The following is a 24,908-nucleotide window of genomic DNA, read 5'->3' as shown; positions in this document are numbered from 1 at the left end:
TTCGGGCGTCGCCTGCGCAACAGATCACCTCGTTTCGGGGGGCGACGCCGCATCGGAGAGGGAGAGTGCCGCCATGGCCGAGATCACCTGCGCAAATCTGTCGGAATATGTGGGCAAGGAACTGGGGGTTTCGGACTGGATCACCGTCGAGCAGTCGATGATCAACCAGTTCGCCGAATGCACCGGGGATCGGCAGTGGATCCATGTCGATGTCGAGCGTGCCAAGCGGGAGAGCCCGTATCGCTGGCCCATCGCGCATGGCTATCTGACGCTGTCTTTCGTCGCGCCGCTGTTGATGCAGGTCGGTGCCGTACCGACGGATGCCGCGGCGGCCTTCAATTACGGTCTGGACAAGGTGCGCTTCCTCGCGCCGGTCCGCGCCGGCGCCCGGGTGCGGCTGCGCGTCTCGGTCACCGATGTCGAGACGAGGAAGGACGGCCAGATCATGCTGAAGACCAGCAATGTCCTCGAGATCGAGGATTCCGACAAGCCGGCCCTGATCGCCGAGTCGCTTGCGCTGATCTCTCCGCGCGGCTGACATCGGATCAAGGGGGGCGACGGATCGGCGCTGTTCTGCGGCGCGGCTGCCCCGGCAGGGACTTCACGAGGGAGGATGACGGTGAAGATCGTGGTGGAAATGGACCTGACGCCGCTTGAGGCGCGTGAACTGATGGGCCTGCCCGACCTGCAGCCGATGCAGAAGGCGGTGATGGCGAAAATCGAACAGAAGGTTCTTGAGCAGGCTGAAAAGCTGTCGCCCGAGGGGATGCTCAGGACATGGTTTTCCGGCGAAGGAACCGAATTCCTCAGCAACATGCTGGGCGGCTTCATGTCTCAGGGCCGGGGCAGGGGCGGCAGTGCGGCCGGGAAGAAGGCCGAGGAATAGGGGCGCGACCGCGCGCGGGGCGAACCGCCCACCCGGCCCGCCGGCATGATCGCTTGACCGTTGCCCCGGCAGGCCGCTTCCGCTATCGGGGGCGCGACAGAAAGCCGGGGGTGGCGCATGACGAAGAACGGGATCAGCTATCGCGACGCGGGCGTGGATATCGACGCGGGCAATGCGCTGGTCGAACGGATCAAGCCCGCGGCCGCGGCGACGACGCGGCCTGGCGTCATGGACGCGCTCGGCGGGTTCGGGGCACTGTTCGACCCGCGCGCGGCAGGCTATGACGACCCGGTGCTGGTGGCGGCCACCGACGGTGTGGGCACCAAGCTGCGCATCGCCATCGATACCGGCCATCTGGACGGGATCGGCCAGGACCTCGTGGCCATGTGCGTCAACGATCTTGTCTGCCAGGGGGCAGAGCCGTTGTTCTTCCTCGACTATTTTGCCACCGGCAAGCTGTCGGTGGATGAGGGCGCGCGCGTCGTCGAGGGCATTGCGCGCGGCTGCCAGCAGGCCGGCTGCGCCCTGATCGGCGGCGAGACGGCCGAGATGCCGGGCATGTATCACGATGGCGATTTCGACCTTGCCGGCTTCGCGGTCGGCGCCATGCAGCGCGGCACGGCGCTGCCCGCAGGCGTGGCCGAGGGCGATGTGCTGCTGGGGCTGGCCTCGGATGGGGTGCATTCCAACGGCTATTCGCTGGTCCGCAAGGTGGCCGAGCATGCGGGCCTCGGCTGGAGCGACGCGGCACCCTTCGCCGACACCGATCTGGGCCAGGCATTGCTGGTCCCGACACGGCTCTATGTGAAGCCGGCACTGGCGGCGATCCGGGCCGGCGGCGTGCGTGCGCTGGCCCATATCACCGGCGGCGGCATCACCGAGAACCTGCCGCGCGTTCTGCCCGAGGGGCTGGGCGCCGAAATTGATCTGGGCGCATGGGACCTGCCGCCGATCTTCGGCTGGCTGGCGCAGGCCGGCGGGATCGAGCAGGGCGAAATGCTGAAGACCTTCAACAGCGGCCTCGGCATGATCCTCGTCGTGGCCGCCGACCGCGCCGAGGCGTTGACCGCCCTGCTGGTGCAGGCGGGCGAACGGGTTCACCGGATCGGCCGCGTCGCTGCCGGGGCGGGGGTGCGCTACAGCGGGACGCTTGCGTGAAGCGCGTCGCGATCCTGATTTCCGGCGGCGGCTCGAACATGCTGCGGCTGGTCGAGGACATGCAGGGCGATCATCCGGCGCGTCCGGTGCTGGTGGCCTCGAACGACCCGGCAGCGGCAGGGCTTGCCAGGGCCGCAGCAGCCGGGGTGCCAATTGCCGCCGTGGATCATCGCGGCTTTCCCGGCGACCGGGCGGGGTTCGAGGCGGCGCTGCTGGAACCGCTGCTGGCCGCGCGTCCCGACATCATCTGCCTCGCCGGCTTCATGCGCATCCTGACGCCGGATTTCGTGTCGCGTTTCGCCGGTCGGATGTTGAACATCCATCCGTCGCTTCTGCCGAAATATCCGGGCCTTCATACCCATGCCCGCGCGATCGAGGCCGGCGACGCCGAGGCCGGCGTCACCGTGCATGAGGTCACGCCGGAACTGGATGCGGGGCCGATCCTGGGGCGGGCACGGGTGCCGGTCCTGCCGGGCGACACGCCCGAAGCACTGGCCGCACGGGTGCTGGCGCAGGAACACCGCCTCTATCCGGCGGTGCTGCGCCGGTTTGCTGCGGGGGATCGCAGGCCGGTCTGTCTGTGAGATAGACGCCTGCTCTCTGGCAGGGCGCTGAAACAGTCGGAGCGTGCGCGCCCTCTCGCCGGGCGCCGGCGCGCGCCACTACCGGCTTTCGGGGATGAGGCGGGTGGTTCCGATGGCGGCCGCGCGCGCCAGATCGGGGTCGAGGGACATGCCGACATATTCGCCGCGCCGCCACAATGCGGCGAAATCGTCGAAATGGCGCGAGAGCGGATGGCCCGACTGGCCGGTCGAGGTGATGAAGACCGAACTGTCGGGATCGGCCAGGTCATAGACGCCGCGATAGCCCGCGCCGGTGGCCGCTTCATAGGGGTTCCGGCCCCGCCCCAGAAGGCCGCTTGTGGAAATCGTGAAGCTGCCGCCCGAAAGCGACTGGGTCAGGTTGACGACCCAGCCCAGTGCCGGCAGGCCGCCAAGGCCCGGATGCTGGTGGCGGGCCTGATGCACATCGCCCCAACGCCAGCTGGCGACCTGCGGGCCGAAGCGATCGGTCAGATCCAGAAGCGCGCGGTCCAGTGCCTGACGGGCGATCGTGGTGCAGTCCTCGGCCGGAGCGCTTTGAGCGATGTCGCACCAGCGCGCGGCCCCGCCGCGGTCGCGGAATACCGCGTCGATGAAGCCCGGATGCAGCGTGGCGATATCGTCGGCCAGCGGACCCAGTTCATCCCGGATCAGCCGGTCCTGCAATTCGCGCATCCAGGCCGCATAGATCAGCGGCTCGGGCAGGTGCTCGTTCATCTGCCCGTCCCATTCCGCCAGCAGGGCCAGCGCGTCCTGCCGCTGCGCGTCGATCGTGCCGGCCGGCGCGGGCTCGCCCGTGAACCACAGGTTGGCCCCCACCAGCGGCAGCAACGCGCGGGCGGCCGGGCTGACAATGTCGGTCTGGGCGGCGATGAAGCTGTCGCGGGAATGCACCTCGCGGTCCTGCAGCAGCCGGGTCAGGCGCCCGCGTCGCATGGCCGCCGCACCGGGTTCCTCGGTGGCGATGAGGATCCCGGCCGGGGCGCGCCCGCTCGGGTCGGCTGCGGAGGCCGGCATCTCGCCGTTCCAGCGGGTCGTCGCCAGCCAGCCCGGCACCGGCATGGCGCCGCCGGTCGGATGCTGTGCCGAGCGGCCCGGCAGCAGGCCGGCGCTCACCTGGCGGATCCCGTCGCCATCCGCCAGCGTCACCGTCATCGCCGGGGCCACCACGCGCGACAGTGCGGCCGCGGCGCTGTCGGTATCGGGTGCGCGCATCAGGCCGATCAGGGCCGACATGGTGCCGTCCTCGCGCGAGAGGCCGGTCCAGCCCAAGGCGGCGACATGGCCCTGCGGGATGATGTCGCGCAGGCCGCGTTCGAGCGCGGGCATCAGCGGCCCGTTCTCGGTCCGGCGCAGCGTGATGACTTGATCCTCGCCGTCAAGGATGCGGATCACCTCGCGCCGGCTGGCAAAATCTGCCCAGCCGTCCCGCCCGCGATAGCGGTCGCTGTTGCCGGGCTGGATCTCCTCGATGAAGATATCCGCGTCGTCGATGGCGGATGGCGTCATGCCCCAGGCCAGATGCGGGTTGCGCCCCGACAGGATCGCCGGGATGCCGGGGATGGTGGCGCCGATCACGCCGCCCGATGACAGCTGCAACCGCGCCAGGTAATAGAGCGAGGGTGCCGTCAGCGGCCCATGCGGGGCATTGGCCAGAAGCGCGCCGCCCGCCGCCGTCCGATCCGGTGCGGCCGCAAAGCCGTTGCCGCCAAGGCCGAGGGCGGGGCGCAGGAAGCCGGACGGATCACGCGGTGCCTCGGTGCCGTCCTGCGGGGCGGGCGCGCCGAATTTCGCGCCGGGGAACAGCGAGGCATAGACCGGCAGACCGGCCGGGGCCGCCTCGCCCGACAGCACGTCCGGGCCGTATTGCGGCGCCGCCAGAGACAGACGGGCGCGCAGGATCTCGGCCGGGACGGCATTGCTGGAGGCCGCGGCCAGAAGCTTGAGGATCGCCAGCGAATCGGCGGGCTGCCAATAGGCGATCTGCTCGGGGAAAAGGAAGAATTCGGGGGCGCCGCGGCCCAATGCGCTTTCGTTGACCTCGGTGATCCACTGGTTCACCCCGGCGGAATAGGCTTCCAGTGCCGTGCGCGTGTCGCTGTCCTGGGCGTCGAGCGAAGCCTGCGCGTTGCGATAGAGTTCGAGCCGCCGCACCAGAACGTCGCCGGCGAAGGCGCCGGCCCCGCGCACCTCGGACAGCCGGCCCTGCGCGGCGCGGCGCAGCATGGTCATCTGGAACAGCCGGTCCTGCGCATGGGCGACCCCCAATGCGAAGAACATGTCCTCATCGCTCTGCCCGAAGATATGCGGCACGTTCTCGGTCGAACGGACGATCTCGACCGGGGCCTTGAGGCCGCTCATGCCATAGCTGGCATTGTAGTCGGGCAGCGAGCGGACCGCGAAATACCAGGCCAGCACCACGGCCAGAACCAGCACGGCGATCAGGGCGACGGTCAGCCGGAGCAGCCAGCGGAAAAGGGTCAGCATGCGGAGAGGGCTTCCATGGGCGGGTCGTGCGGGCCTCGGCGGGGCGCGTCCGTCTCTTGACCGGGACACGCTGGGGTGGTGGGGTGCTGCATAAGCCAGCCGCGCCGCCATTTCAACGCGTCAGCGGCAGGGACAGGACAATCCCCGTCCGGTGGTCGGAACAGGGCAACAGAGAAAGGGAGTTCATGGCAAAGCTGGCGTTTCTGGGCCTTGGGGTGATGGGCTATCCGATGGCGGGCCATCTGAGGGCGGCGGGACATGAGGTGACCGTCTATAACCGCAGCCCGGCAAAGGCCGCCGCCTGGGTGGCGCAGCATGGTGGCGCCTCGGCCCCGACCCCGCGCGAGGCGGCGCGAGGGGCGGAGTTCGTGCTGGCCTGCGTCGGCAATGACGACGATCTGCGGTCGGTCTGTCTGGGCGCGGAAGGCGCGTTTTCCGGCATGGGGCAGGGCGCGGTCTTTGTCGATCACACCACGGTCTCGGCGGCGGTGACGCGGGAACTGGCCGAAGCCGCGGCGGCGGCGGGCAACGGCTATGTCGATGCGCCGGTGTCGGGCGGGCAGGCGGGGGCCGAGAATGGCCAGTTGTCGGTGATGTGCGGTGGCGGGCAGGCCGATTTCGACCGTGCCGCGCCGGTCATCGCCGCCTATGCCAAGATCTGCCGCTTGATGGGTGAGGTCGGAGCCGGGCAGATGACGAAGATGTGCAACCAGATCGCCATTGCCGGGCTGGTTCAGGCGCTGTCGGAATCGCTTGCCTTCGCCCGGAAGGCGGGGCTGGATGTCGAGAAGGTGGTCGAGGTGATCAGCCAGGGTGCCGCCGGAAGCTGGCAGATGGCCAACCGCCACAAGACCATGGCCGCGGGCGCGTTCGAGCATGGCTTTGCCGTGGACTGGATGCGCAAGGACCTTGCGATCTGCCTGGCTGCGGCAGACGAGGTTGGCGCCTCGATGCCGGTCACGGCGCTGGTCGACCAGTTCTACAAGGAGGTGCAGGGCATGGGCGGCGGTCGCTGGGATACATCCTCGCTGATCGCGCGACTGACGCGGTGAGGGGGGCGAGGGCCATGGGACAGGACAGCATGAGCGGGCAGATCGCCTTTGACCTCACCGGGGTCAGCGAAACCGGCGCCGAGGGTGAAATGGAGATCGGGCCGGGGATACTGAACCCCTTCGGCACCGTCCATGCCGGCGCGCTGATCTGGTTCGCCGATGTGATCGCGACCAATCTGGTGCTGGGCGGTCGCCCGGTCAGCGAGGGGATGGACAGCTTTCCCGTCGCGGTGACGCTGAATGCGCAGTTGTTGGCGAACCGGCGCGAGGGGCGGCTTACGGCCCGGTCGCGTTGGGTCAGGCGCGGGCGGCGCGTCTCGACCGTGCGCACCGAGGTCGTCGATGCCGGCGGGCGTGTACTGCTGGATCTGACCTCGACCCATATCGACGCGCGGTGACGCACCGTCGCGCTTGATCAGCAGGGGGCCTTTACGTCAAGTTCCGCGCCATGAAATGGAGGAGAGGACACCATGGATGGCCTGATGATGAATCGTCCGCTGCTGCAGAGCGGGCTTCTGGACTATGCTGCCGACATCTATCCGGCCGCCGAAATCGTCTCGCGCCGGGTCGAGGGCGACACGCATCGCGAAAGCTATGTCGAGGCGCGGGCGCGGACGGTGCAACTGTCCTTCGCGCTTGAGGACCTGGGCATCCGGATCGGTGATCGCGTGGCCACCCTGGCGTGGAACGGCTATCGCCATTTCGAACTTTATTACGCGATCTCGGGGATTGGTGCCGTCTGCCACACGATCAACCCGCGCCTCTCGGCCGAGCAGATGATCTATATCGTCCATCACGCCGCCGACAAGATCCTGTTCACCGACGCGACCTTCGTGCCGCTGCTGGAGAAGCTGAAGGACCATCTGCCGTCGCTGCGCTATGTGGTGATGACCGACCGCGCGCATATGCCGGAAAACAGCCTTGACGCCTTGTGCTATGAGGACTTGCTGGCGGGGCAGGCCACCGCGCGCGACTGGCCGGACCTGCCGGAAACCACGGCCTCGGGCATGTGCTACACGTCGGGGACCACCGGCGATCCCAAGGGCGCGCTTTACACGCATCGCTCGAACGTGCTGCACGCGGTCAGCATCGCGCTCAGCCTGTCCGCCGATCTGGGCAACCAGCCGCGCATCCTGCCGGTCGTGCCGCAGTTCCATGTCAACGCCTGGGGGCTGCCGTTCTATGCGCCCCTGGCAGGTGCCAGCCTGATCATGCCAGGGCCGCATCTGGACGGGGCCAGCCTGTGGGATCTGTGCGAGGAAGAACGCGTCGAAAGCGCCTGGGGCGTGCCGACGATCTGGCAGGGGCTGTTCGCCGAGATCGAGAAACGGGGCGCCAAGCCCTCGTCGATGCGTCATCTGGTCGTCGGCGGCAGCGCCATGCCGCGCAGCCTGATCGAAGGCTTCGAAAAGCTGGGCATCGAGGTCAACCACGCCTGGGGCATGACCGAGACCTCGCCGCTTGGCAGCCAGGGCTCGCTGACACGGGACCAGCGCGAACTGCCCTTCGAGCGGCAGATGGCGCTGAAGACCACCCAGGGGCGTCGCGTCTATGGCGTTGACATGAAGATCGTCGACGAGGACGGCAAGCGTCAGCCGCATGACGGCGAGGCGATGGGCGAACTCTATGTCCGCGGCAACGTGATCGCCAGCGCCTATTACAACAACGAGGAAGCGTCGAGAAAGTCGTTCGATGCCGAGGGCTGGTTCGGCACCGGCGATATCGCCTCGATCTCGCCCACCGGATATCTGACGCTGCGCGACCGGGCCAAGGACCTGATCAAGTCCGGCGGCGAGTGGATCAGTTCGATCGACCTCGAGAATTTTGCCGTGGCCCATCCCAAGATCGCCATCTGCGCGGTGATCTCGGTGCCGCATCCGAAATGGGACGAGCGGCCGCTGCTGGTCGTCAAGCCGATCTCGGCCGATGATCTGCCGACGCTGGACGAGGTCTATGAACTGCTGGCGCCGCATCTGGCGCGCTGGCAGTTTCCCGACGACATGGTCATCGTGGAGGAAATGCCGATGACCGCGACCGGCAAGATCAGCAAGCTGAACCTGCGCAAGCTGCTGAAGGATTACGTTCTGCCCGAACTGGCCAAGCGATAGGTGGGAGCGGTCCCCGAACCGGGAACCGCGCCCCGCAAACTCAGCAGTCGGACGCCGCCCACCACAGCGGCGCCTTTCGCAGTTTCCTCCAGGCATCGGTCGCGGATGTCCGTGCGACAGCCTCGCGCTCCTCGGCGTCATGGGGCAGGGGGCCGCTATCCTCGCCGCCGGCCATCACATGCAGGTCGTTCAGCGTGCCAAGCGAATCCTGCAAGACCTTCAACTGCTTGAGAGAGGCCGACGCTGCCTTGCCCGGGCAGAGCGGCCCGAAGGTCTCGCTCAGATAGCGGAAATCCTTTGCGCGCTTGCGGAATTCGTGCAGATCCACGGCCGGCAGCGCGGTCGGATCATCGCCAAAGGCCAGCAGTTCGGTCCAGGCCACCTGCAGCGCGCGCGAGGCAAGGACCGCGACCGGCGCGGCGGCAAGCCGGCGGCAGCGGTCGCCCCTGATCAGCCGTTCGTCATCGGCCAGCAGCGCCTCGATCTGCCCGGGCAGGGCGGGCTCGTCGCTTTTTGCCAGTTCGGCGCGAACCCCGGCGCGCAGCTCGGCTGCCTTCGCGGCGGCTTCCTTGCCGGGGTCGCCCGTCAGGGCCTCGGCCTGAACATCCGCGTCCCGCAGCGGGCCGAGAAAGCGGAACCGTTCTGCAAGATTGCGTTGCAGGCGACGCTCGGCCTTCTCGGTCAGCATGTCCGAAAAGCCCCGCAGGACCGATCGCATGCGGCGCAGCGCCACCCGCGCGGCATGGACATCCTCAGGCGTGCCGTCCTCGGACAGGATGGCCGCGCGCCGGGCTTCATAGGTCGCAGCACCCCGCCGCAGGGCCAATCGGAACGCCTCCTCGGCACTCATCCCCGGGGTCAGGGCGTCATCCGTGTGCTTCTGCTTGGACTTGGCGCTCATGTCGAACTCATCTTCAGGGGCAGGCCGGTTGTCAGGCGCCGCGCGGGCAGTCGTTCGGTCCGGAAGGCGGGCGCGTCCTCACGGCTGCATCAGCGTCTTCAGCCCGTCGCGCTGCGCCTCGGGCGTCGGAACGGGGCGATGCGTGGCATTGTCCACCGTCACCAGAATGAAATGCGCGCGGGCGGCTTCGCTGTGCTCGCCATCGCGGAACATGCCCATTTCGATCCGGCACGAGCTGCTGCCCAGCCCGGTCACGCGCAGCCCGATCACCGGCTGGTCGGGATAGGCGACCTCGCGGAAATAGGTGCAGCCGTTCTCGACCACCACCTGGATCGGATCGCCACCGTGATGGTCCAGCATGCCAAGCGCGCGCAGGCACCGGTTCATCGCCTCGTCGAACAGCTCGTAATAGGTGACATTGTACATATGGCCGAACTGGTCATTGTCGTTCCAGCGGGTCTGGATCGGCTGAAACGCCACATAGGCGTCACGGCTGCGGGGCGGCTCTCGGTCGGTCATCAGTCCCTCGATCCCGGGCAGAGGCTAGCCGCTTCCCGGCGCAGGGGAAAGCCCCAAGAACCCGGCATTCTTCCGAGACAGTCCCTGTCGGCGGGGCGCCTTAGCCCAGCCGTTTTCCGTGCCGCTGGATCGACAGCCGCAGCGCCTCGACCAGTGCTTCCTGCGGGATGCCGGTCTCGTTGGCCAGCCGCATGAGGCCGAAATGCACCCGCGCGATCTCCTGGTAATAGCGCACGAAGGTGTAGTTGATCGAGGCGCCGGCAAAGGCGCCGAGGACGGGCGCGGCCTGCGCCGCCAGCTTCTGGCCGAGCGTGATCGACAGTTTCGGCGCCACCTTTCCGATCAGTCCCTGAACGGTCTGGCCCGTCACCGACAGCCGCGCGGCGAGAAGGCCAAGATCGGTGCCATCGTCATCCTCCAGCGGGCCGGCCGTGGCAAAGATGCGCAGGCATTCCTTGCGCACCTCGTCGCTGTCGGGATCGAGCCCGTGTTCGGCCGCGATTTCAAGCATCGCGCGCAGCAGCAGCGTCACCGTGAAGGGCAACTCGATCATCGAGCCGGCAAATCCCCCGGCGCCGCCCGCCGCTCCGCTGACGGTCGAGGCCAGCCGGTTGAACCAGTCGCCCCGGTCGCGCAGCACCCGCCGCGTTCCTGCCGCCGCCGCAAAGGCACGGTCCAGCGCCAATCGGGTCACCCGGTCCAGCCGTTCGCGGGCGAAATCCGGCAGCTTCTTGATCAGGTCTTCGGCCGTGCCGCCGATGGCGGCCATGATCTCCATGCCCAGGCCCCCGGCATCGGCATAGCGCCGGGCAAGCCGGTCGATCTGTTCATGGACCGTCGGATCGTTGATCGGAGGCAGCACCTGCTGCGGATTCGTGTTCATTCCTGGCGCCCCTCGGATGCGGAAGCTCTTGACATGCCATCTGGATATGGGATGCCGCGCCGCGTTCGACCAGTCCCCCCGGCCTCTCGGGTGGCGCGTCGCGCGTGACTGGCCCGCTGATCCCGCGCCACGCGCCCTCGCGCAGCTCCAGCCCCAGAACCCGGTCGGGATTGGTGGGGGGCGGCATCTCGACATTGTCGAGCCGGGCGAAGCCGAAGCGTGAATAATAGGGCGCATCGCCGACCAGAAGCACCCGGTCCCAGCCGGTCGCACGCGCCCGCAACAGGCTGTCGCGCATCAGGATCCCGCCCAGACCTTCGCCCTGTGCCGTCGGATGCACGGCGATCGGTCCCAGCAGCAGGCTGCGGCGCCCGCCGACGCGCACCGGCCAGAACCGGATCGCGGCCAGCATGATGCCGGCCGAATCGCGCAGGACGAGGCACAGATCGGCCACCCGCGGCACGCCCTCGCGCAGCCGGTACGAGGACAGGGCGGTGCGCCCCGGTGCGAAGCACAGGTCGTAAAGCGCCTCGACCTCGTATTCATCCTCGGCCGTCTCGGGGCAGATCTCGTACATCGCGCCTCCTTGCTTCCGCGCCCCCTTAGCATGGTGATATGACAGGCGGAACATTGCAGAGCCTGAAAAGCAATGGCAGTTTGGGCCGGATCACGCCAGGAGGCTGCCCATGTTCTATCGCCCTGAAGCCGGACACGGCCTGCCTCACAATCCGTTCAACGCCATCGTGGCGCCGCGCCCGATCGGCTGGATCTCGACACGGGGCGCGCAGGGCGACAATCTGGCGCCCTATTCCTTCTTCAACGCTGTCGCCTATGTGCCGCCGCAGGTCATGTTCGCCTCGACCAGCGCCAAGCCGGATCGGCCGGGCACCAAGGACAGCGTGGCCCAGATCGCCGAGACCGGGGTGTTCTGCGTCAATATTGCCACCGGCGATATGCGTGATCAGGTCAATGCCAGTTCCGCCGCATTGCCCGCCGGGACCAGCGAGTTCGAGGCGGCGGGCATCGCCGCCGCGCCCTGCCAGGGCATCGACTGCGCGCGGGTGGTCGATGCCGCCGCCTCGCTGGAATGCCGCATGACCCGGATCCTGCCGCTGGCGGGTCGGGCGAATTTCGCCGTCTTCGGCGTGGTCACCGGGGTTCATATCCGCGACGACTGCCTCATCGGCGGCCGCTTCGATCCGCGCCCGGCGGGCGGCTGGATCGCCCGGCTGGGATACATGGACTATGCCGCCGTCCACGATCTCTTCGAGATGGAGCGCCCGGCATGACCCCGACGATCCGCGACTATATCCGCACCATTCCGGACTTTCCGCATGCGGGGATCATGTTTCGCGATGTCACCACGCTCTTTGCCGATGCGCGCGGCTTTCGCATGGCGGTCGATCAGTTGCTGACCCCCTATGCCGGTATCCGCTTCGACAAGGTCGTGGGGCTGGAGGCGCGCGGCTTCATCCTGGGGGGCGCGGTGGCGCATCAGTTGTCGGCCGGGTTCGTGCCGGCCCGCAAGAAGGGCAAGCTGCCCGGCGCCGTCATCTCGGAAGCCTATCAGCTGGAATATGGCGAGGCGGTGATCGAGATCCATGACGATGCACTGAAGCCGGGCGAGCGGGTGCTGATCGTGGACGACCTGCTGGCCACCGGCGGCACCGCCGAGGCCGGGATCAGACTGTGTCAGCGGCTGGGCGCCGAGGTGATCGGCTGCGCTTTCGTGATCGATCTGCCCGATCTTGGCGGCCGCGCGCGGCTGGAGGGATTGGGCATGGCCGTCCACGCCCTGACCCATTTCGACGGCGCCTGACGCAAGCTTCGCGGTCTGGCGTCGCGCCCCACCCGGATGCAGCTTGCACAATGCGGGCGGCACCTATGTCAGCCTGCCCCCGCCATCAGCGGGTATTCGGATCTTCCCTATTCGCGGGGCCAAAGATAGGATGCCGCCGCGAAGAAAACCGGCGCTCCGAGCATCCGCGGCCACCCGCGCCGCCATCCCCGACATAACCCGTAAGCAGACACTGGATTCGTGATGACAACCCCGCAGCATCCTGACCTCGATGACAGCGTTTCCTGGCTTGACCAGCCGGCCCATCGCGACTGGCTGCTGCGGGATGCCCGGACCCAGTTCGATTTCTTCCGTGCCAGCCTGCGCGACGGGGCAGGCTTTCATGTGCTGGACCTTGACGGGACAGCACTTCCCGACAGCGTGCAGCAACTGCACACGACGACGCGGCTGATCCATTCCTACGCCCTGGGCAAGCTGGCGGGTTTCGCCGATTGCGAGGCGATCATCGATCAGGGGATGGCCTATCTCTGGAGCCACCATCGCGACAGCGCGCATGGCGGCTATCACTGGGCGCTGGATGGCGATGAGGTCGCGGATCAGCGCAAGCTGGCCTATGGCCATGTCTTCGTTCTGCTGGCGGGTGCCAGCGCGAAACAGGCCGGCCACCCGGATGCGGACCGCCTGATCGAGGATGTCAGCGCGGCTCTGGACCGGCACTTCTGGGAAGAGGATCACGGCCTTTTTGCCGATGAATGGAACCGTGACTGGACTCCGTTCAGCGACTATCGGGGCATGAATGCCAATATGCACGGGGTCGAGGCGCTGCTGACCGCCCATGAGGCGACCGGGCGCGAGGTGTATCTGGACCGCGCCGGCCGCATCCTCGATGTCTTCATGGGCCGGATCGCGCCGGAACACGGCTGGCGGCTGCCCGAGCATTATACCCAGGACTGGCGGATCGACCGCGATTATGCCGGCGATCCGATGTTCCGCCCGGCCGGCACGACGCCCGGCCATTCCTTCGAACTGGCGCGGCTGCTGCTGCAATACTGGGATCTGCGCGGGCGCCCGGCGACCGACGCGCCCGGGATCGCCCGCAAGGTGATGGAGCAGGCGCTGGCCGACGCCTGGGACGAGGCCCGCGGCGGGCTGATCTACACGCTGGATTTCGATGGCAGGCCGGCGATCCGGTCGCGCTATTGGTGGCCGGTGACCGAGGCCATCGGGGTTCTGGCTGCGTTTCTGAAGTTCGCGCCGCAAGCGACTGACGAGGCATGGTATCGGCGGCTGTGGAGCTTTGCCGACAGCCATTTCATCGACCATCGTCGCGGCGGCTGGTTCCCCGAGATCGACAGCGACGGCAAGCCGACCTCGATCCAGTTCGGCGGCAAGCCCGATATCTATCACGCGATTCAGGCGGTCCTGTTTCCGCTGGCACCGGGGATTTCGCGCATGTCGTCCAGCCTGGCCGGGGCCTGATCAGGGCAGGATGAACTCGACCCCGGGCAGCACCGCGATCTCGGCCACGTCGGCGCGATAATTGTCGGTCACCTCATCGACCAGATCCTGGGTCCAGCCCGGCAGGTTGATATCCTCGTCCAGCGCGTCCGGCAGAAGATGCTGTTGCAGGATCTCGGCATGGATGCGCCGACGCTGGGCGATGGTCAGCTGATCGCGCCCGCCAAGCGCCGCGCGCAGCTTGGCCAGCCCGGCATCGCCCAGCAACTCGTGCATGTAAAGCAGGCCGCCCGACAGGGGCGCATCCGGGGACATGTCGCCGGTCAGCCGGATGAGTTCGGGCCAGATCATCGGCACGTCCTCGTGGCACCAGATGACCACGCGGCGGCCCTGCGCCGCACTGACCAGCCGCCGGATGGTATCACGCCAGCGCAGCGCCTGCGGCGGGCAGCCCTGCATCATCGCCTCGTAGCCGCCGATCTGTGGCGCCAGCTTGGTCAGCAGCACGGCCGGATTGCGGATTGCCAGGAAAAATTCGCTCTGCGTCTGCGGGAACAGGTTGGCCAGCGCCGCGACCCGGGCGCCGATCTGGGGATACAGCCCCTGCGGCCCGACCGCGCGCGAGGGCGTGCCCAGCAGCGAGGGCGAGGACATGACGACCCGGTGCGGCGCCTCGCTCTCCAGCATCGCATCCATCATGATATGCTGCATCTCGGGCGTGGCGGGACCGCCGTTCAGCGCCATCATCGCCTCTTCGAACAACCCGCGATGGCGGGCCGGGGGCACCACCTCGGTCGCATTCTGCAACAGCCAGGCGCGGTTGTTCAAAAGTGTCTTCAGCAACCTGTCGCCATCGGTGCCATGCACCCCGAGGTGAAAGACCATCTGCATTCAAGCCTGCCCGTCCGTTTGTTCTTGCAACCATTTGGTGTGGCGAGCGCAGATTAGCGGGCATTCGTGGACAGTCAAACCGGTTTGCAGTATCGCCCGGAAGATGACTGCCGGCGAACCTTCCCGGCCGGGGCTTTCGCGCCGCCGCCATGACCACGCGCTTCGTCAGACCGGAGGGCGCGGCTGGTCCGTTGCGGCGGTCCTGATTGCCGGGCTGGTCTTGATGCCGATCGCGGCGGTGGCCTGGATGGCGCTCAATCCGACCGAGAATATCTGGCCGCATCTGCTGGCCACGGTGATGCCGCGCTATATGCTGAACACGGTGATCCTGGCGGCGGGAACCGGGGCGCTGGCCGCCGCCATGGGCGCCGGGTCGGCCTGGCTGGTCAGCATGTATGACTTTCGCGGTCGGCGGGCGCTGGAATGGCTGCTGCTGCTGCCGCTGGCGGTGCCGGCCTATATCGGCGCCTATGCGCTGGCCGATTTTCTGGACTATTCCGGCCCGGTCCAGACCGCCCTGCGCGGCTGGTTCGGCTGGGCCAGCGCGCGCGATTACTGGTTTCCGCGCGTCCGTTCGATCGAGATGTCGATCATCGTGCTGGCCGCGGCGCTTTATCCCTATGTCTATCTGCTGACCCGCGCGGCGCTGCACGAACAGTCGGGCAGCGCCTACGAGGTCGCCCGCGCACTCGGCTCGGGGCCCTGGGCGCTGTTCCGCCGCGTCGGCCTGCCGCTGGCCCGGCCCGCCATCGTCGCCGGTTCGGCCATCGCCATGATGGAGGCGGTCGCCGATTATGGCGTGGTCAGCTATTTCGGCGTGCAGACGCTGAACACCGGGATCTTCACCACCTGGCTCGAACGCCGCAACGCCGGCGGGGCGGCGCAGATCGCCTGCGTGATCCTGTTGGTCGTGGTGATTCTCGCCCTCTGGGAACGCTTTGGCCGCCGGAACGCCCGCTATCACCAAAGCGCGCGCCAGCCGCGCCCGGTCCTGCGCCAGCCGCTGAGCGGGGCGGCAGGGCTGGCGGCCGGGATCGCCTGCAGCCTGCCCTTCGCGCTTGGCTTCCTGCTGCCGGTGGCGGTGATCCTGCGCTATGCGCTGGCCTATCCCGAGGGCTGGATCACGCCGGGACTGATCCGCGCCGCCTGGCACACGGTCAGCCTTGGCGGCATCGCGGCCCTGCTGACGGTGGGGCTGGGACTGGTCATGGTCTATGGTGTGCGCTTGTCGGGACGGGCGCTGCCGCGCTTGCTGCTGCCGGTCACGATGGTCGGCTATGCGGCGCCGGGCGCGGTGCTGGCGGTGGGGATCCTGATCCCGCTGGCGGCGCTGGATCACCGGGTCGCCGACGGCTGGCTGATGCTGACCGGCACCGATCCGGGGCTGATCCTGACCGGCAGCGGCGCGGCCATCGTCCTGGCCTATCTGGTTCGCTTTTTCGCCATCGCGCAGGGCGCCATCGACGGCGCCTTCACCCGGGTCTCGCCCTCGCTGCCGATGGCGGCGCGCTCGCTCGGGCGCGGCTCTGGCGGGGTCCTGCGCGATGTGTTCCTGCCGCTGATGCGCGGTTCCGTCGGTTCGGCCCTGCTGCTGGTGTTCGTCGATTCGGCCAAGGAACTGCCGGCCACGCTGCTGCTGCGGCCGTTCAATTACGAGACGCTGGCGACACGCGCGCATGAGCAGGCCAGCCTCGAGGATCTTGGCAATGCTGCGCCGGCCGCATTGCTGGTGATGGGAATGGGATTGCTGGCGGTGGCGCTTCTGGCACGGGCCAATCTGGGACCGCACGGATCGGGCGGGAAGCGGGCAGGGCGACGCGGGCAGTAGGAGGCGAAGGTGCCCTATGCGGCCACGGCCAGCAGCCAGCCCACGCCAAGGATGATCAGCGCCATTCCGGCCAGTTGCAGCCGGCCCGTCGATTCGCGGAACAGCCGGCCCGAGACCATCTGCGCGAAGACCACCTCGACCAGCGCCAGCGTGCGGACATTGGCGGCCGGCGTCAGCGCAAAGCCGATGAACCAGAACAGCGAGGCAAAGGCGCCAAGCGCGCCGGCGGTCAGCGAGATCCGCCATTCGCCCCTGATGCCGCGCAGGGCGGGACGGTCGGCCAGCGCCAGCCAGAGCAGCATGACCGCCGATTGCAGGGCAAGCGTCAGCACCAGAACGCTCAGGGCGCGAAGGAAGAAGCCGCCTTCGGGCAGGGCCAGAAGCGCGCCGCGAAAGCCGATGGCCGAGAGGCCGAACAGCGCCCCCGCCGCCACCCCGGTCAGCACCGGGCGCATCGCCACCCGTGACCATGTCGCCCCCGATGCCAGCACCACCCCCAGCGTGGCCAGACCGATCGCGCCCAGCCGCGCCGGTCCCAGCGGCTCGGACAGGATCAGCGCGCCGATCAGCGCCAGCGTGACCGGTTCGGTCTTCATCAGCGCCGTGGCGACGCCAAAGCTCTGGCCGCGCATGGTCAGCAGCATGAAGGCGGTGGCGGCGATCTGTGCGCCGGCGCCAAGCGCGGCCCAGCCAAGCACGGTCGCATCGAGGCGGGGCAGGCTCACGAAGGGCGACAGGACCAGCAGGGCCAGCGCCGCGAAGGGCAGGCCGAAGATGAAGCGCACGGCGGTCGCGCCGATGGTGCCGATGCGCCCGGTCAGTCCGGCCTGCGCGGCGTTGCGTCCTGTCTGGGCGACCGCCGCGATCAGGGTGGCCGCGACCCAGATCATGCGCTGCGGACGGCCTCGATCATGGCCGCGACATTGTCAGGGCTGGCCTCCGGGGTGATGCCATGGCCGAGGTTGAACACATGCGGCCCGCCGCGCAACGCGCGGGTGATCCGCTGCGCCTCGGCCACCAGTTCCGCCCCGCCGGTGACCATGTGCCGGGGCGCCAGATTGCCCTGCACGCAGCCGTCGGTCTGCACATGCGCCGCGGCCCATTCGGCGCTGACGGAATTGTCCAGCGCCACGCAATCGGCGCCGGTCGCGCGGGCGAATCCGACATAGCGCCCGCCCGCCTCGCGCGGGAAGGCGATGACCGGGATGCCGGGATGACGCGCCTTCAGCGCCGCGATGATGCGGCGGGTCGGCGCGATGGCGAAATCGTCGAAATCCGCGCTGCCCAGGCTGCCAGCCCAGCTGTCGAACAGCTTGATCACCTCGGCCCCGGCCTCGATCTGCGCGGACAGGTACAGGACCGTCGCCTCGGTGATCCGGTCGATCAATGCGGAGAATGCGGCGCGGTCGGCCGCCTTGAAGGCATGGGCCGGCCCCTGATCGGGGGTGCCGCGCCCGGCGATCATGTAGGTGGCGACCGTCCAGGGCGCGCCGGCAAAGCCGATCAGGGCCGTCTCGGCGGGCAGTTCGCGGGTCAGGATGCGGATCGTCTCATAGACCGGTGCCAGCCGGTCGTGAATGTCCCCGGCCGGTTTCAGCGCCGCCACCCCGGCGGCATCAGTGATGGTCGAGAGGCGCGGCCCCTCGCCGGTGACGAACCACAGATCCGCCCCCAGGGCCTGCGGCAAGAGCAGGATATCGGCAAACAGGATCGCCGCGTCGAAGCCGAAGCGGCGGATCGGCTGCAGCGTCACCTCGGCGGCCAGATCGGGATTGTAGCACAGCGACAGGAAGTCGCCCGCCTGCGCCCGGGTGGCGCGGTATTCCGGCAGGTAACGCCCGGCCTGGCGCATCATCCAGATCGGCGGGGTGGGCAGTGTCTCGCCCGCCAGCGCGCGCAGCAGAAGTTTGGTCATGGGGCCTCCTTGCCCGCCCCATCAAGTCGAGGCGACGGGCGTTGTCAAGCAGCCCGGCGGCGGCTATGGCAGGGCCATGACACAGATGCCCGACCCCTCGCACCCCCTGAAGATCGGCACCCGCGGCTCGGTGCTGGCGCTTGCGCAGGCGCATGAGACGCGCGCCCGGCTGATGGCCGTCCACGGCCTGCCCGCCGAAGCCTTCGAGATCGTCGTCATCAAGACGACCGGCGACCGGATCACCGACCGGCCGCTGAAGGAGATCGGCGGCAAGGGGCTGTTCACGCGCGAGATCGAGGAGGCGCTGACGGCGTCCGAGATCGACATCGCCGTGCATTCGATGAAGGACATGCCGACCCTGCAACCGGACGGGCTGATCATCGATTGCCTGCTGCCGCGCGAGGATGTGCGCGATGCCTTCGTCAGCCCGCATTTCGGTTCGATCGCCGAGCTGCCCGAGGGGGCGGTGGTCGGCTCGTCCAGCCTGCGGCGGCGCGCGCAACTGGCCCATCGCCGGCCGGACCTGACCTTGGTGGAGTTTCGCGGAAATGTTCAGACGCGATTGAAAAAGCTGGAAGATGGCGTGGCGGCGGCGACCTTCCTTGCGATGGCGGGGCTGCGGCGGCTGGGGATGCCGCAGGTCGCCCGCAGCGCCATCGACCCGGCCGAGATGCTGCCCGCCGTCGCGCAGGGCGCCATCGGGGTCGAGCGTCGGGCCGACGATCCCCTGATCGCCGCATTGCTGGAGCCGATCCACGATGTCCCGACCGGGCAGCGCCTGACCGCCGAACGGGCCTTTCTGGCGCGGCTGGACGGGTCCTGCCAGACGCCGATCGGCGGGCTGGCCGAACTGGCCGGCGACCGGTTGATCCTGCGCGGCGAGATCCTGCTGCCGGACGGGTCGGTGTCGATCAGCGGCCAGCGCGAGGGCGAGATCGCCGCCGCCGCCGCCATGGGGCAGGATCTGGCCGAGGAACTGCTGACCAGAGCGGGGCCGGGCTTTTTCACCGGCCCCTGAGCCGGGGCCAACGCGGGATCTAGACGCGCTCGGGCCGGAAGGCCAGCAGCCGCAGCGCGTTCATGGTGACCAGCACGGTCGCGCCGGTATCGGCCAGAATCGCCAGCCACAGCCCGGTGATGCCCAGAACCGAGGTCACCAGAAAGACCGCCTTCAGGCCCAGAGCCAGGGTCACGTTCTGGCGGATATTGCGCATGGTGGCGCGGGCCAGCCGTATCAATGCCGGCACGTCGGTCACCCGGTCGCGCAGGATCGCCGCATCGGCCGTCTCCAGCGCCACATCGGTGCCCGATCCCATCGCAACCCCGACGGATGCCTGTTTCAGCGCCGGCGCATCGTTGATGCCGTCGCCGATCATCATCACACCATTGGCGGCCATGTCGCGGATCGCGGCCAGCTTGTCCTCGGGCAGCATGTCGGCCCGGAACTCCATCCCCAGCCCGCCGGCAATGGCGGCCGCGGTGCGCGGGTTGTCGCCGGTCAGGATGACGGCCGAGACCCCCATCGCCTGCAGCTGACGGACCGCCTCGGCGGCATCGGCCCGCGGCTCGTCGCGCATGGCGATCAGGCCCAGCGGGTGGTTGTCGCGGAACACCGCCACGGCGGTCTTGCCCTCGTCCTCGAAGCCCGTTGCCCGCTGGCGTCCGGCCTCGTCCAGCCCGCCGATCCCGGCGGCATGCCGGGGCGAGGCGACCCAGGCGGCAGTACCCGCAACCATTGCCGTCACCCCCTTGCCGGCCAGCGCGCGGGCGTCGCTTGAAGCCAGGGGCGCAATGCCTGCTGCCTCGGCATGATCCAGAATCGCCCGGGCGAGGGGATGGCTGGAGCCGGTTTCGACCCCGGCCGCGACGGCCAGCAACTCGGCCTCGGTGGTGTCGCCGAAGGTGACGGTATCGGTCACTTTCGGGCGGCCATGGGTCAGGGTGCCGGTCTTGTCGAAGGCCACGCGATGGGCTGCTGCCGCGGCCTCGATCACGGCGCCGCCCTTCATCAGCAACCCGCGCCGGGCGCCGCTGGACAGCGCCGAGGCGATCGAGGCGGGGACCGAGATCACCAATGCGCAGGGGCAGCCGATCAGCAGCAGCGCAAGTCCGCGATAGACCCATGTTTCCCACGGTTGCCCGAAGGCCAGCGGCGGCAGCAGGATCACCAGCGCCGCCAGCGCGACGATGGCCGGCATGTACCAGCGGCTGAAACGGTCGATGAAACGCTCGGTCGGCGCGCGCGCCTCCTCGGCTTCCTCGACCAGCCGGATGATGCGCGAGATGGTGTTGTCCTCGGAGGCGCGGGTGACGGTGACGCGCAGCACCGCCTCGGTATTGATCGAGCCGGCGAAGACCGCCTCGCCGGGTCCGCGCGTCACCGGCACGCTTTCGCCGGTGACCGGGCTTTCGTCGATCCCCGAGATGCCCTCGGCGATCTCGCCATCGGCGGGGATGCGGTCGCCCGGACGGACCAGAACGGTCTGGCCGATGGCAAGGCTGTCGGCGGGCACTTCGCGGGTGCCGCCCCCGGTTTCCAGCAGCGCGGTCTTCGGAACCAGATTGGCCAGCGCCCGGATGCCGTCGCGCGCCTTGCCGGCGGCAACGCCTTCCAGCACCTCGCCCACGGCGAACAGGAACACGACCAGCGCGGCCTCTTCGGCGGCGTCGATGAACAGCGCGCCGATGGCGGCGACGGTCATCAGGCTTTCGATGGTGAAGGGCTGGCCCAGCCTGAGCGCGGTCCAGGCGCGGCGGGCGATCGGGGCGACGCCGATCAGGCAGGCCGCGGTGAAGGCCCATTTGCCGATGCCGGACGAGGTCAGCATCTGCACCGCCCAGGCCGCGCCCAGCAGCAGCGCGGTGAAGATCACCAGCCGGCCCTTGCCGGTCTGGTACCAGTGCTTGCCGCGATCGGCGGGATCGTCATGCACATGACCCGGGCTGCCATGGCCGGCGTCGCCCCTCGAAGCCGGCGCGTCGCCGGCATCGTGGTCATGGTCATGATCGTGATCATGGTTGTGATCGTGGCCCGAACAGGCCGGCGCGGCGCGCGGGCCGGTGGCGCCGGCGCGGCGCGGCGCGATCTGATAGCCAAGGGCACGCACCGTGCTCTCGACCTTTTCGCGCGGCGTGGCGCCCTCTTCCAGCGTCAGCTTCAGGCGTTCGGTCATCAGGGCGACCTCGGCGCCGCTGACGCCGGGCAGGCGCATGACCGCATCCTTGATCTTGGCCGCGCAGGATCCGCAATCCATGCCCGTCACGGTCCATTCGCAGGTTTCCGTTGTCTTCGTCTCGCTGCTCATCTTGGCCTCGCAATTCCTCGGGGCACGAATGACTTGCCCCCGACGAATCAGAAAGCTAATGTCTCTAGCAACTATAGCTTCAAGGGGAAAATGATGCTGACCATCGGAAAACTTGCCGGGGCAGCCCGGGTGAAGGTGCCGACCATCCGCTATTACGAGCAGATCGGCCTGTTGCCGCAGCCGGAACGCAGCGCGGGCAACCAGCGGCTCTATGACCGGGCGATGCTGGACCGGCTGGCCTTCATCCGCCATGCCCGCGATCTGGGCTTTCCGATCGAGGCGATCCGCGACCTGCTCAGCCTCTCCGACGGCCCCGACCAGCCCTGCGCGGCGGCCGATTCCATCGCGAAGATCCAGTTGGCCGATGTCGAGGCGCGCATTGCCCGGCTGGTCGCGCTGAAGGCCGAGCTTGAGCGCATGCTGGCCCAATGCGCCGGCGGCTGCATCGCCGATTGCCGGGTGATCGAGGTGCTGGGCGACCACTCGCTTTGCACCGGCGAGCATCGGCTGCAAGACGCCGCGCCGGTGATGTGACCCTTACCGCAACGGTGCGGGGCCCCGGGTTCAGTTGTCCGATGATCCGCCTGTCGTGACCGGCTCAGCGCGATCTGCCGCAGGGGCGGGGGCCTCCTCGTCCCGGGCCGCCGCTTCGCGACGGGGCGCCGGATCGGCGGGCGGCAAGGGCGCCTCGTCGCGCGCGGCGGTCGCCGGGGGCGCTGTGTCTGCGGCGGCAGGCTGCGCGCCGCCGGGCGTCGCTGCGCCGGATGCGCGGCGAAAGATCAGCAGGTTGTGATAGACCGTGCTGCGCCCGGTCAGGCCGCTGCGTTCTTCCGCGGGCAGCACATCGGCGCGCATGTATTCCCAGCCATCGGCGGCCATCCGGTTCAGTTCGGCGGTCAGGGCCAGTGCATAGCGATCACCGGGGGTCCTGGCCTCGCGGGCCTTTTCGCCGCGCAAGGGGGCGGGGATGGCGGTATATTCATAGCGCATGGAATGGTCCTGCCAGATCGTTGCCGCCAGTGATAGGGCAATTGGCCGGGCAAGAAAAGTGCGCGCGCCGACAGTCAATCGTGAACGCGGGGCGACCAACTTGTCGATCGAATTGAGAATCCGATCCAAATGGGGTGAGAGATTTCAGTCAGTTATGATTGCCTTGGTCATTCGCCTGATATGAGCGATGAGGACCCATGCCTCTGCGCTCCTGATGGTTTTCTCCCAACCCTTTGCCAACCTGCGGCATTTCCCCAGCCAGGCGAAGGTGCGTTCGACCACCCATCTTCGGGGCAGGACTTCGAAGCCTTGCGCCGCGTCGGATCGCTTGACGATCTCGATGGTCCATCTGCCGATCCCGATCAGCGCCTCGCGCAGTTTCGGTCCGGCATAGGCCCCATCGGCGAAGACGTTGTCGCGCCCGGCACCCTTGCCGCCCATGCTGATCCTGATGCCGCGGGCGAGCCGGAAGCACAAACGATTCAGCGTTTGGACGAAAGACTTTAGCGCGATCACCGAGACCGATAGGATAACGATGGGCAGGCTCTCGATGAGGTCTTTGAAATTGCTTCCACTCGAACTTTAGTTCACCTGTTCAGCCCGCCCGCCACCGACGGCACGTCGCCCGGGGCGAAGCCGAAATGCCTCAGCCAGCGCAGGTCCGATTCGAAGAAGGCGCGCAGGTCGGGGATACCGTATTTCAGCATGGCGATGCGGTCGATGCCCATGCCGAAGGCGAAGCCCTGCCAATGATCCGGGTCGATGCCGCCCGAGCGCAGGACATGCGGGTGGACCATGCCCGAGCCGAGGACCTCGAGCCAGCCGTCACCCTCGCCCACCTTCAGCGTGCCGCCTTCCCAGGAACACTGGATGTCGACCTCGGCCGAGGGTTCGGTGAAGGGGAAATGGCTGGCGCGGAAGCGGGTCTTCACGCGGGTGCCGAAATAGGCGCTGAAGAATTCCTCCAGCACCCATTTCAGCTGTGCCATCGAGATGTCGCGGTCGATGGCCAGACCCTCGATCTGGTGGAACATCGGCGTGTGGGTCTGGTCCATGTCCATGCGGTAGACGCGGCCCGGCGCGATGATGCGGATCGGCGCGCCCTGATCCTGCATGGCGCGGATCTGGACCGGCGAGGTATGGGTGCGCAGGACATGCGGCGGGCGGTTGTCGCCGGGCGCGCGGTGCATGAAGAAGGTGTCGTGTTCCTGCCGCGCGGGATGTTCGGGGGCGATGTTCAGCGCGTCGAAATTGTACCAGTCGGTTTCGACCTGCGGGCCTTCGGCGACAGCGAAGCCCATATCGGCGAAGATCGCGGTGACCTCGTCCATGACCTGGCTGACCGGGTGGATCGTCCCTTGCGGGCGCGGCCGGCCGGGCAGGGTCACGTCCAGCCATTCGCCGGCAAGGCGGGCCTCCAGCGCGGCGTCGTCGAGGCTGGCCTTGCGGGCGCGCAGGGCGCTGTCGATCTCGTCGCGGAGCTCGTTCAGGGCGCGGCCGGTGGTCTGGCGTTCCTCGGGCGTCATGCGGCCCAGTTCGCGCATCTTCAGGCTGATCTCGCCCTTCTTGCCGAGGGCGGCGAGGCGCACATCCTCGATCGCGGCCGGGTCGGCGGCGGATTTGATGCGGTCAAGCCATTGCTGGCGCAGGGGGGTCAGATCGTCCATCGTCATGCCTCGGGTCGCTGTCGCGCCCCGGTTAGCACTTGTCGAGGGTCGGGGGAAGGCCGGGGCAAAGGCGAAAGGCCCCCGGATCCGCCCCGGCCCGGAATCGGGGGCCTGAAAGGCTCCCCCGGGCGGTTGCAGCATCCCGCAGGCCTGCCGTGCATTCCGGTGGCACGTGTCGCAGGATAGCGGCTGAGGGTCTGCTATGCGGGACAAAGCGGCCGGTGGCGCGACTGAAATCTATGCGGGCAAAATCGTGCGAAATGTCCCGGGAGTGTCAGGAACTCTGTGTATCTGATCCGGCCCATGCAGTTTCAGATACTCAAGCGGCGAAGCGGTCGTGTCTCGGAAGTGGTGGAAATTGGCTGGCGGCGTAATCTCCGGGTGAACTGACACCCACCCAAACAGCGGCTGCAACCGCCAGGGAGACCACGCCATGACCGAGAATAACGACGCTGCGAGC

The 24,908-nt window shown here is 68.3% G+C and carries 23 protein-coding genes and 2 pseudogenes; 13 read left to right on the top strand and 12 right to left on the bottom strand.

Annotated elements, in window-relative coordinates:
- The first annotated feature begins 73 nt into the window (after positions 1-73).
- The 4 genes from KNW02_RS15250 (at position 74) to purN (ending at position 2,628) form a co-directional block, all read left to right on the top strand.
- On the top strand, positions 74-538 hold the full coding sequence (locus tag KNW02_RS15250; RefSeq protein WP_216034141.1) for a MaoC family dehydratase: 465 nt from the start codon (positions 74-76) through the stop codon (positions 536-538).
- Between the two features lie 75 nt (positions 539-613).
- The gene (locus KNW02_RS15245; protein WP_216034140.1) at positions 614-886 is read left to right on the top strand and encodes a DUF6489 family protein; all 273 of its coding nucleotides are present in this window, start codon (positions 614-616) and stop codon (positions 884-886) included.
- 117 nt (positions 887-1,003) lie between these two features.
- On the top strand, positions 1,004-2,044 hold the full coding sequence (gene purM / locus KNW02_RS15240) for a phosphoribosylformylglycinamidine cyclo-ligase (RefSeq protein ID WP_216034139.1): 1,041 nt from the start codon (positions 1,004-1,006) through the stop codon (positions 2,042-2,044).
- Positions 2,041-2,628: a phosphoribosylglycinamide formyltransferase gene (gene purN / locus KNW02_RS15235; RefSeq protein ID WP_216034138.1), complete on the top strand. Its 588-nt coding sequence runs from the start codon at positions 2,041-2,043 to the stop codon at positions 2,626-2,628. The genes purM and purN overlap by 4 nt, the downstream gene beginning before the upstream one ends.
- Before the next feature lie 78 nt (positions 2,629-2,706).
- Here purN and KNW02_RS15230 read toward each other — a convergent pair whose 3' ends face one another.
- Positions 2,707-5,133, bottom strand: coding sequence for a penicillin acylase family protein (locus tag KNW02_RS15230; protein WP_216034137.1), 2,427 nt, complete (start codon positions 5,131-5,133; stop codon positions 2,707-2,709).
- 185 nt (positions 5,134-5,318) lie between these two features.
- Here KNW02_RS15230 and KNW02_RS15225 point away from each other — a divergent pair, with 185 nt between their 5' ends.
- The 3 genes from KNW02_RS15225 to KNW02_RS15215 all read left to right on the top strand — a co-directional run bounded on the left by KNW02_RS15225 (position 5,319) and on the right by KNW02_RS15215 (position 8,293).
- Positions 5,319-6,185: an NAD(P)-dependent oxidoreductase gene (locus KNW02_RS15225; protein ID WP_216034136.1), complete on the top strand. Its 867-nt coding sequence runs from the start codon at positions 5,319-5,321 to the stop codon at positions 6,183-6,185.
- A 29-nt stretch (positions 6,186-6,214) separates the two neighbouring features.
- A complete protein-coding gene (locus tag KNW02_RS15220; RefSeq protein ID WP_216034135.1) occupies positions 6,215-6,583 on the top strand; it encodes a hotdog fold thioesterase in 369 nt (122 codons plus the stop codon).
- An 84-nt stretch (positions 6,584-6,667) separates the two neighbouring features.
- Positions 6,668-8,293, top strand: a complete 1,626-nt coding sequence (locus tag KNW02_RS15215) for a long-chain fatty acid--CoA ligase (RefSeq protein ID WP_348524741.1) — start codon at positions 6,668-6,670, stop codon at positions 8,291-8,293.
- Positions 8,294-8,333: 40 nt separating this feature from the next.
- Here the strand turns inward: KNW02_RS15215 and KNW02_RS15210 are convergent, their stop codons facing one another.
- The 4 genes and pseudogenes from KNW02_RS15210 to KNW02_RS15195 all read right to left on the bottom strand — a co-directional run.
- Complete coding sequence (locus KNW02_RS15210; RefSeq protein WP_216034133.1) at positions 8,334-9,194, bottom strand: CHAD domain-containing protein; 861 nt, start codon at positions 9,192-9,194, stop codon at positions 8,334-8,336.
- A gap of 78 nt (positions 9,195-9,272) precedes the next feature.
- Positions 9,273-9,713: an acyl-CoA thioesterase gene (locus KNW02_RS15205; RefSeq protein WP_216034132.1), complete on the bottom strand. Its 441-nt coding sequence runs from the start codon at positions 9,711-9,713 to the stop codon at positions 9,273-9,275.
- Positions 9,714-9,813: 100 nt separating this feature from the next.
- A complete protein-coding gene (locus KNW02_RS15200) occupies positions 9,814-10,596 on the bottom strand; it encodes an EcsC family protein (protein ID WP_216034131.1) in 783 nt (260 codons plus the stop codon).
- Positions 10,597-10,693: 97 nt separating this feature from the next.
- A pseudogene (locus KNW02_RS15195) lies at positions 10,694-11,173 on the bottom strand (GNAT family N-acetyltransferase); the annotation flags it as partial.
- A gap of 109 nt (positions 11,174-11,282) precedes the next feature.
- Between KNW02_RS15195 and KNW02_RS15190 the strand changes: the two are divergent.
- The 3 genes from KNW02_RS15190 to KNW02_RS15180 all read left to right on the top strand — a co-directional run bounded on the left by KNW02_RS15190 (position 11,283) and on the right by KNW02_RS15180 (position 13,873).
- Positions 11,283-11,885, top strand: a complete 603-nt coding sequence (locus tag KNW02_RS15190) for a flavin reductase family protein (protein ID WP_216034129.1) — start codon at positions 11,283-11,285, stop codon at positions 11,883-11,885.
- A complete protein-coding gene (locus KNW02_RS15185; RefSeq protein WP_216034128.1) occupies positions 11,882-12,415 on the top strand; it encodes an adenine phosphoribosyltransferase in 534 nt (177 codons plus the stop codon). The genes KNW02_RS15190 and KNW02_RS15185 overlap by 4 nt, the downstream gene beginning before the upstream one ends.
- A gap of 222 nt (positions 12,416-12,637) precedes the next feature.
- Positions 12,638-13,873 carry an AGE family epimerase/isomerase gene (locus KNW02_RS15180; RefSeq protein WP_216034127.1) on the top strand — a complete coding sequence of 412 codons (1,236 nt, stop codon included), beginning with the start codon at positions 12,638-12,640 and terminating at the stop codon, positions 13,871-13,873.
- Here KNW02_RS15180 and KNW02_RS15175 read toward each other — a convergent pair whose 3' ends face one another.
- Entirely contained in the window at positions 13,874-14,743 is an 870-nt protein-coding gene (locus KNW02_RS15175; protein WP_216034126.1) for a hypothetical protein, read from the bottom strand.
- A 103-nt stretch (positions 14,744-14,846) separates the two neighbouring features.
- Here KNW02_RS15175 and KNW02_RS15170 point away from each other — a divergent pair, with 103 nt between their 5' ends.
- Positions 14,847-16,571 carry an ABC transporter permease gene (locus KNW02_RS15170; protein ID WP_216034125.1) on the top strand — a complete coding sequence of 575 codons (1,725 nt, stop codon included), beginning with the start codon at positions 14,847-14,849 and terminating at the stop codon, positions 16,569-16,571.
- Positions 16,572-16,585: 14 nt separating this feature from the next.
- Here KNW02_RS15170 and KNW02_RS15165 read toward each other — a convergent pair whose 3' ends face one another.
- Together KNW02_RS15165 and hemE are read right to left on the bottom strand one after the other, a co-directional pair.
- Positions 16,586-17,461, bottom strand: coding sequence for a DMT family transporter (locus KNW02_RS15165; RefSeq protein ID WP_216034124.1), 876 nt, complete (start codon positions 17,459-17,461; stop codon positions 16,586-16,588).
- Positions 17,458-18,486: a uroporphyrinogen decarboxylase gene (hemE, locus tag KNW02_RS15160; protein WP_216034123.1), complete on the bottom strand. Its 1,029-nt coding sequence runs from the start codon at positions 18,484-18,486 to the stop codon at positions 17,458-17,460. Before hemE ends, KNW02_RS15165 begins: the two co-directional genes overlap by 4 nt.
- An 85-nt stretch (positions 18,487-18,571) precedes the next feature.
- Here hemE and hemC point away from each other — a divergent pair, with 85 nt between their 5' ends.
- Positions 18,572-19,504 (top strand): hydroxymethylbilane synthase, encoded by a 933-nt coding sequence (hemC, locus tag KNW02_RS15155; protein WP_216034157.1) that lies wholly within the window; start codon positions 18,572-18,574, stop codon positions 19,502-19,504.
- Positions 19,505-19,523: 19 nt separating this feature from the next.
- On the opposite strand, the gene KNW02_RS15150 is transcribed toward hemC, so the two are convergent.
- Positions 19,524-21,791 (bottom strand): heavy metal translocating P-type ATPase, encoded by a 2,268-nt coding sequence (locus KNW02_RS15150; RefSeq protein ID WP_216034122.1) that lies wholly within the window; start codon positions 21,789-21,791, stop codon positions 19,524-19,526.
- Positions 21,792-21,884: 93 nt separating this feature from the next.
- Between KNW02_RS15150 and KNW02_RS15145 the strand changes: the two genes are divergently transcribed.
- Entirely contained in the window at positions 21,885-22,325 is a 441-nt protein-coding gene (locus tag KNW02_RS15145; RefSeq protein WP_216034156.1) for a MerR family transcriptional regulator, read from the top strand.
- A gap of 30 nt (positions 22,326-22,355) precedes the next feature.
- On the opposite strand, the gene KNW02_RS15140 is transcribed toward KNW02_RS15145, so the two are convergent.
- The 3 genes and pseudogenes from KNW02_RS15140 to pheS all read right to left on the bottom strand — a co-directional run bounded on the left by KNW02_RS15140 (position 22,356) and on the right by pheS (position 24,448).
- A complete protein-coding gene (locus tag KNW02_RS15140) occupies positions 22,356-22,781 on the bottom strand; it encodes a DUF4177 domain-containing protein (RefSeq protein WP_216034121.1) in 426 nt (141 codons plus the stop codon).
- A 144-nt stretch (positions 22,782-22,925) separates the two neighbouring features.
- A pseudogene (locus KNW02_RS15135) lies at positions 22,926-23,195 on the bottom strand (transposase); the annotation flags it as partial.
- 173 nt (positions 23,196-23,368) lie between these two features.
- Positions 23,369-24,448, bottom strand: coding sequence for a phenylalanine--tRNA ligase subunit alpha (gene pheS / locus KNW02_RS15130; protein WP_216034120.1), 1,080 nt, complete (start codon positions 24,446-24,448; stop codon positions 23,369-23,371).
- Between the last annotated feature and the right edge of the window lie 460 nt (positions 24,449-24,908).

It is taken from the genome of Paracoccus marinaquae (genome assembly GCF_018860165.1).
In the GTDB taxonomy this organism is placed as follows: domain Bacteria; phylum Pseudomonadota; class Alphaproteobacteria; order Rhodobacterales; family Rhodobacteraceae; genus Paracoccus; species Paracoccus marinaquae.
This window is presented reverse-complemented; position numbering and strand designations above follow the sequence as displayed.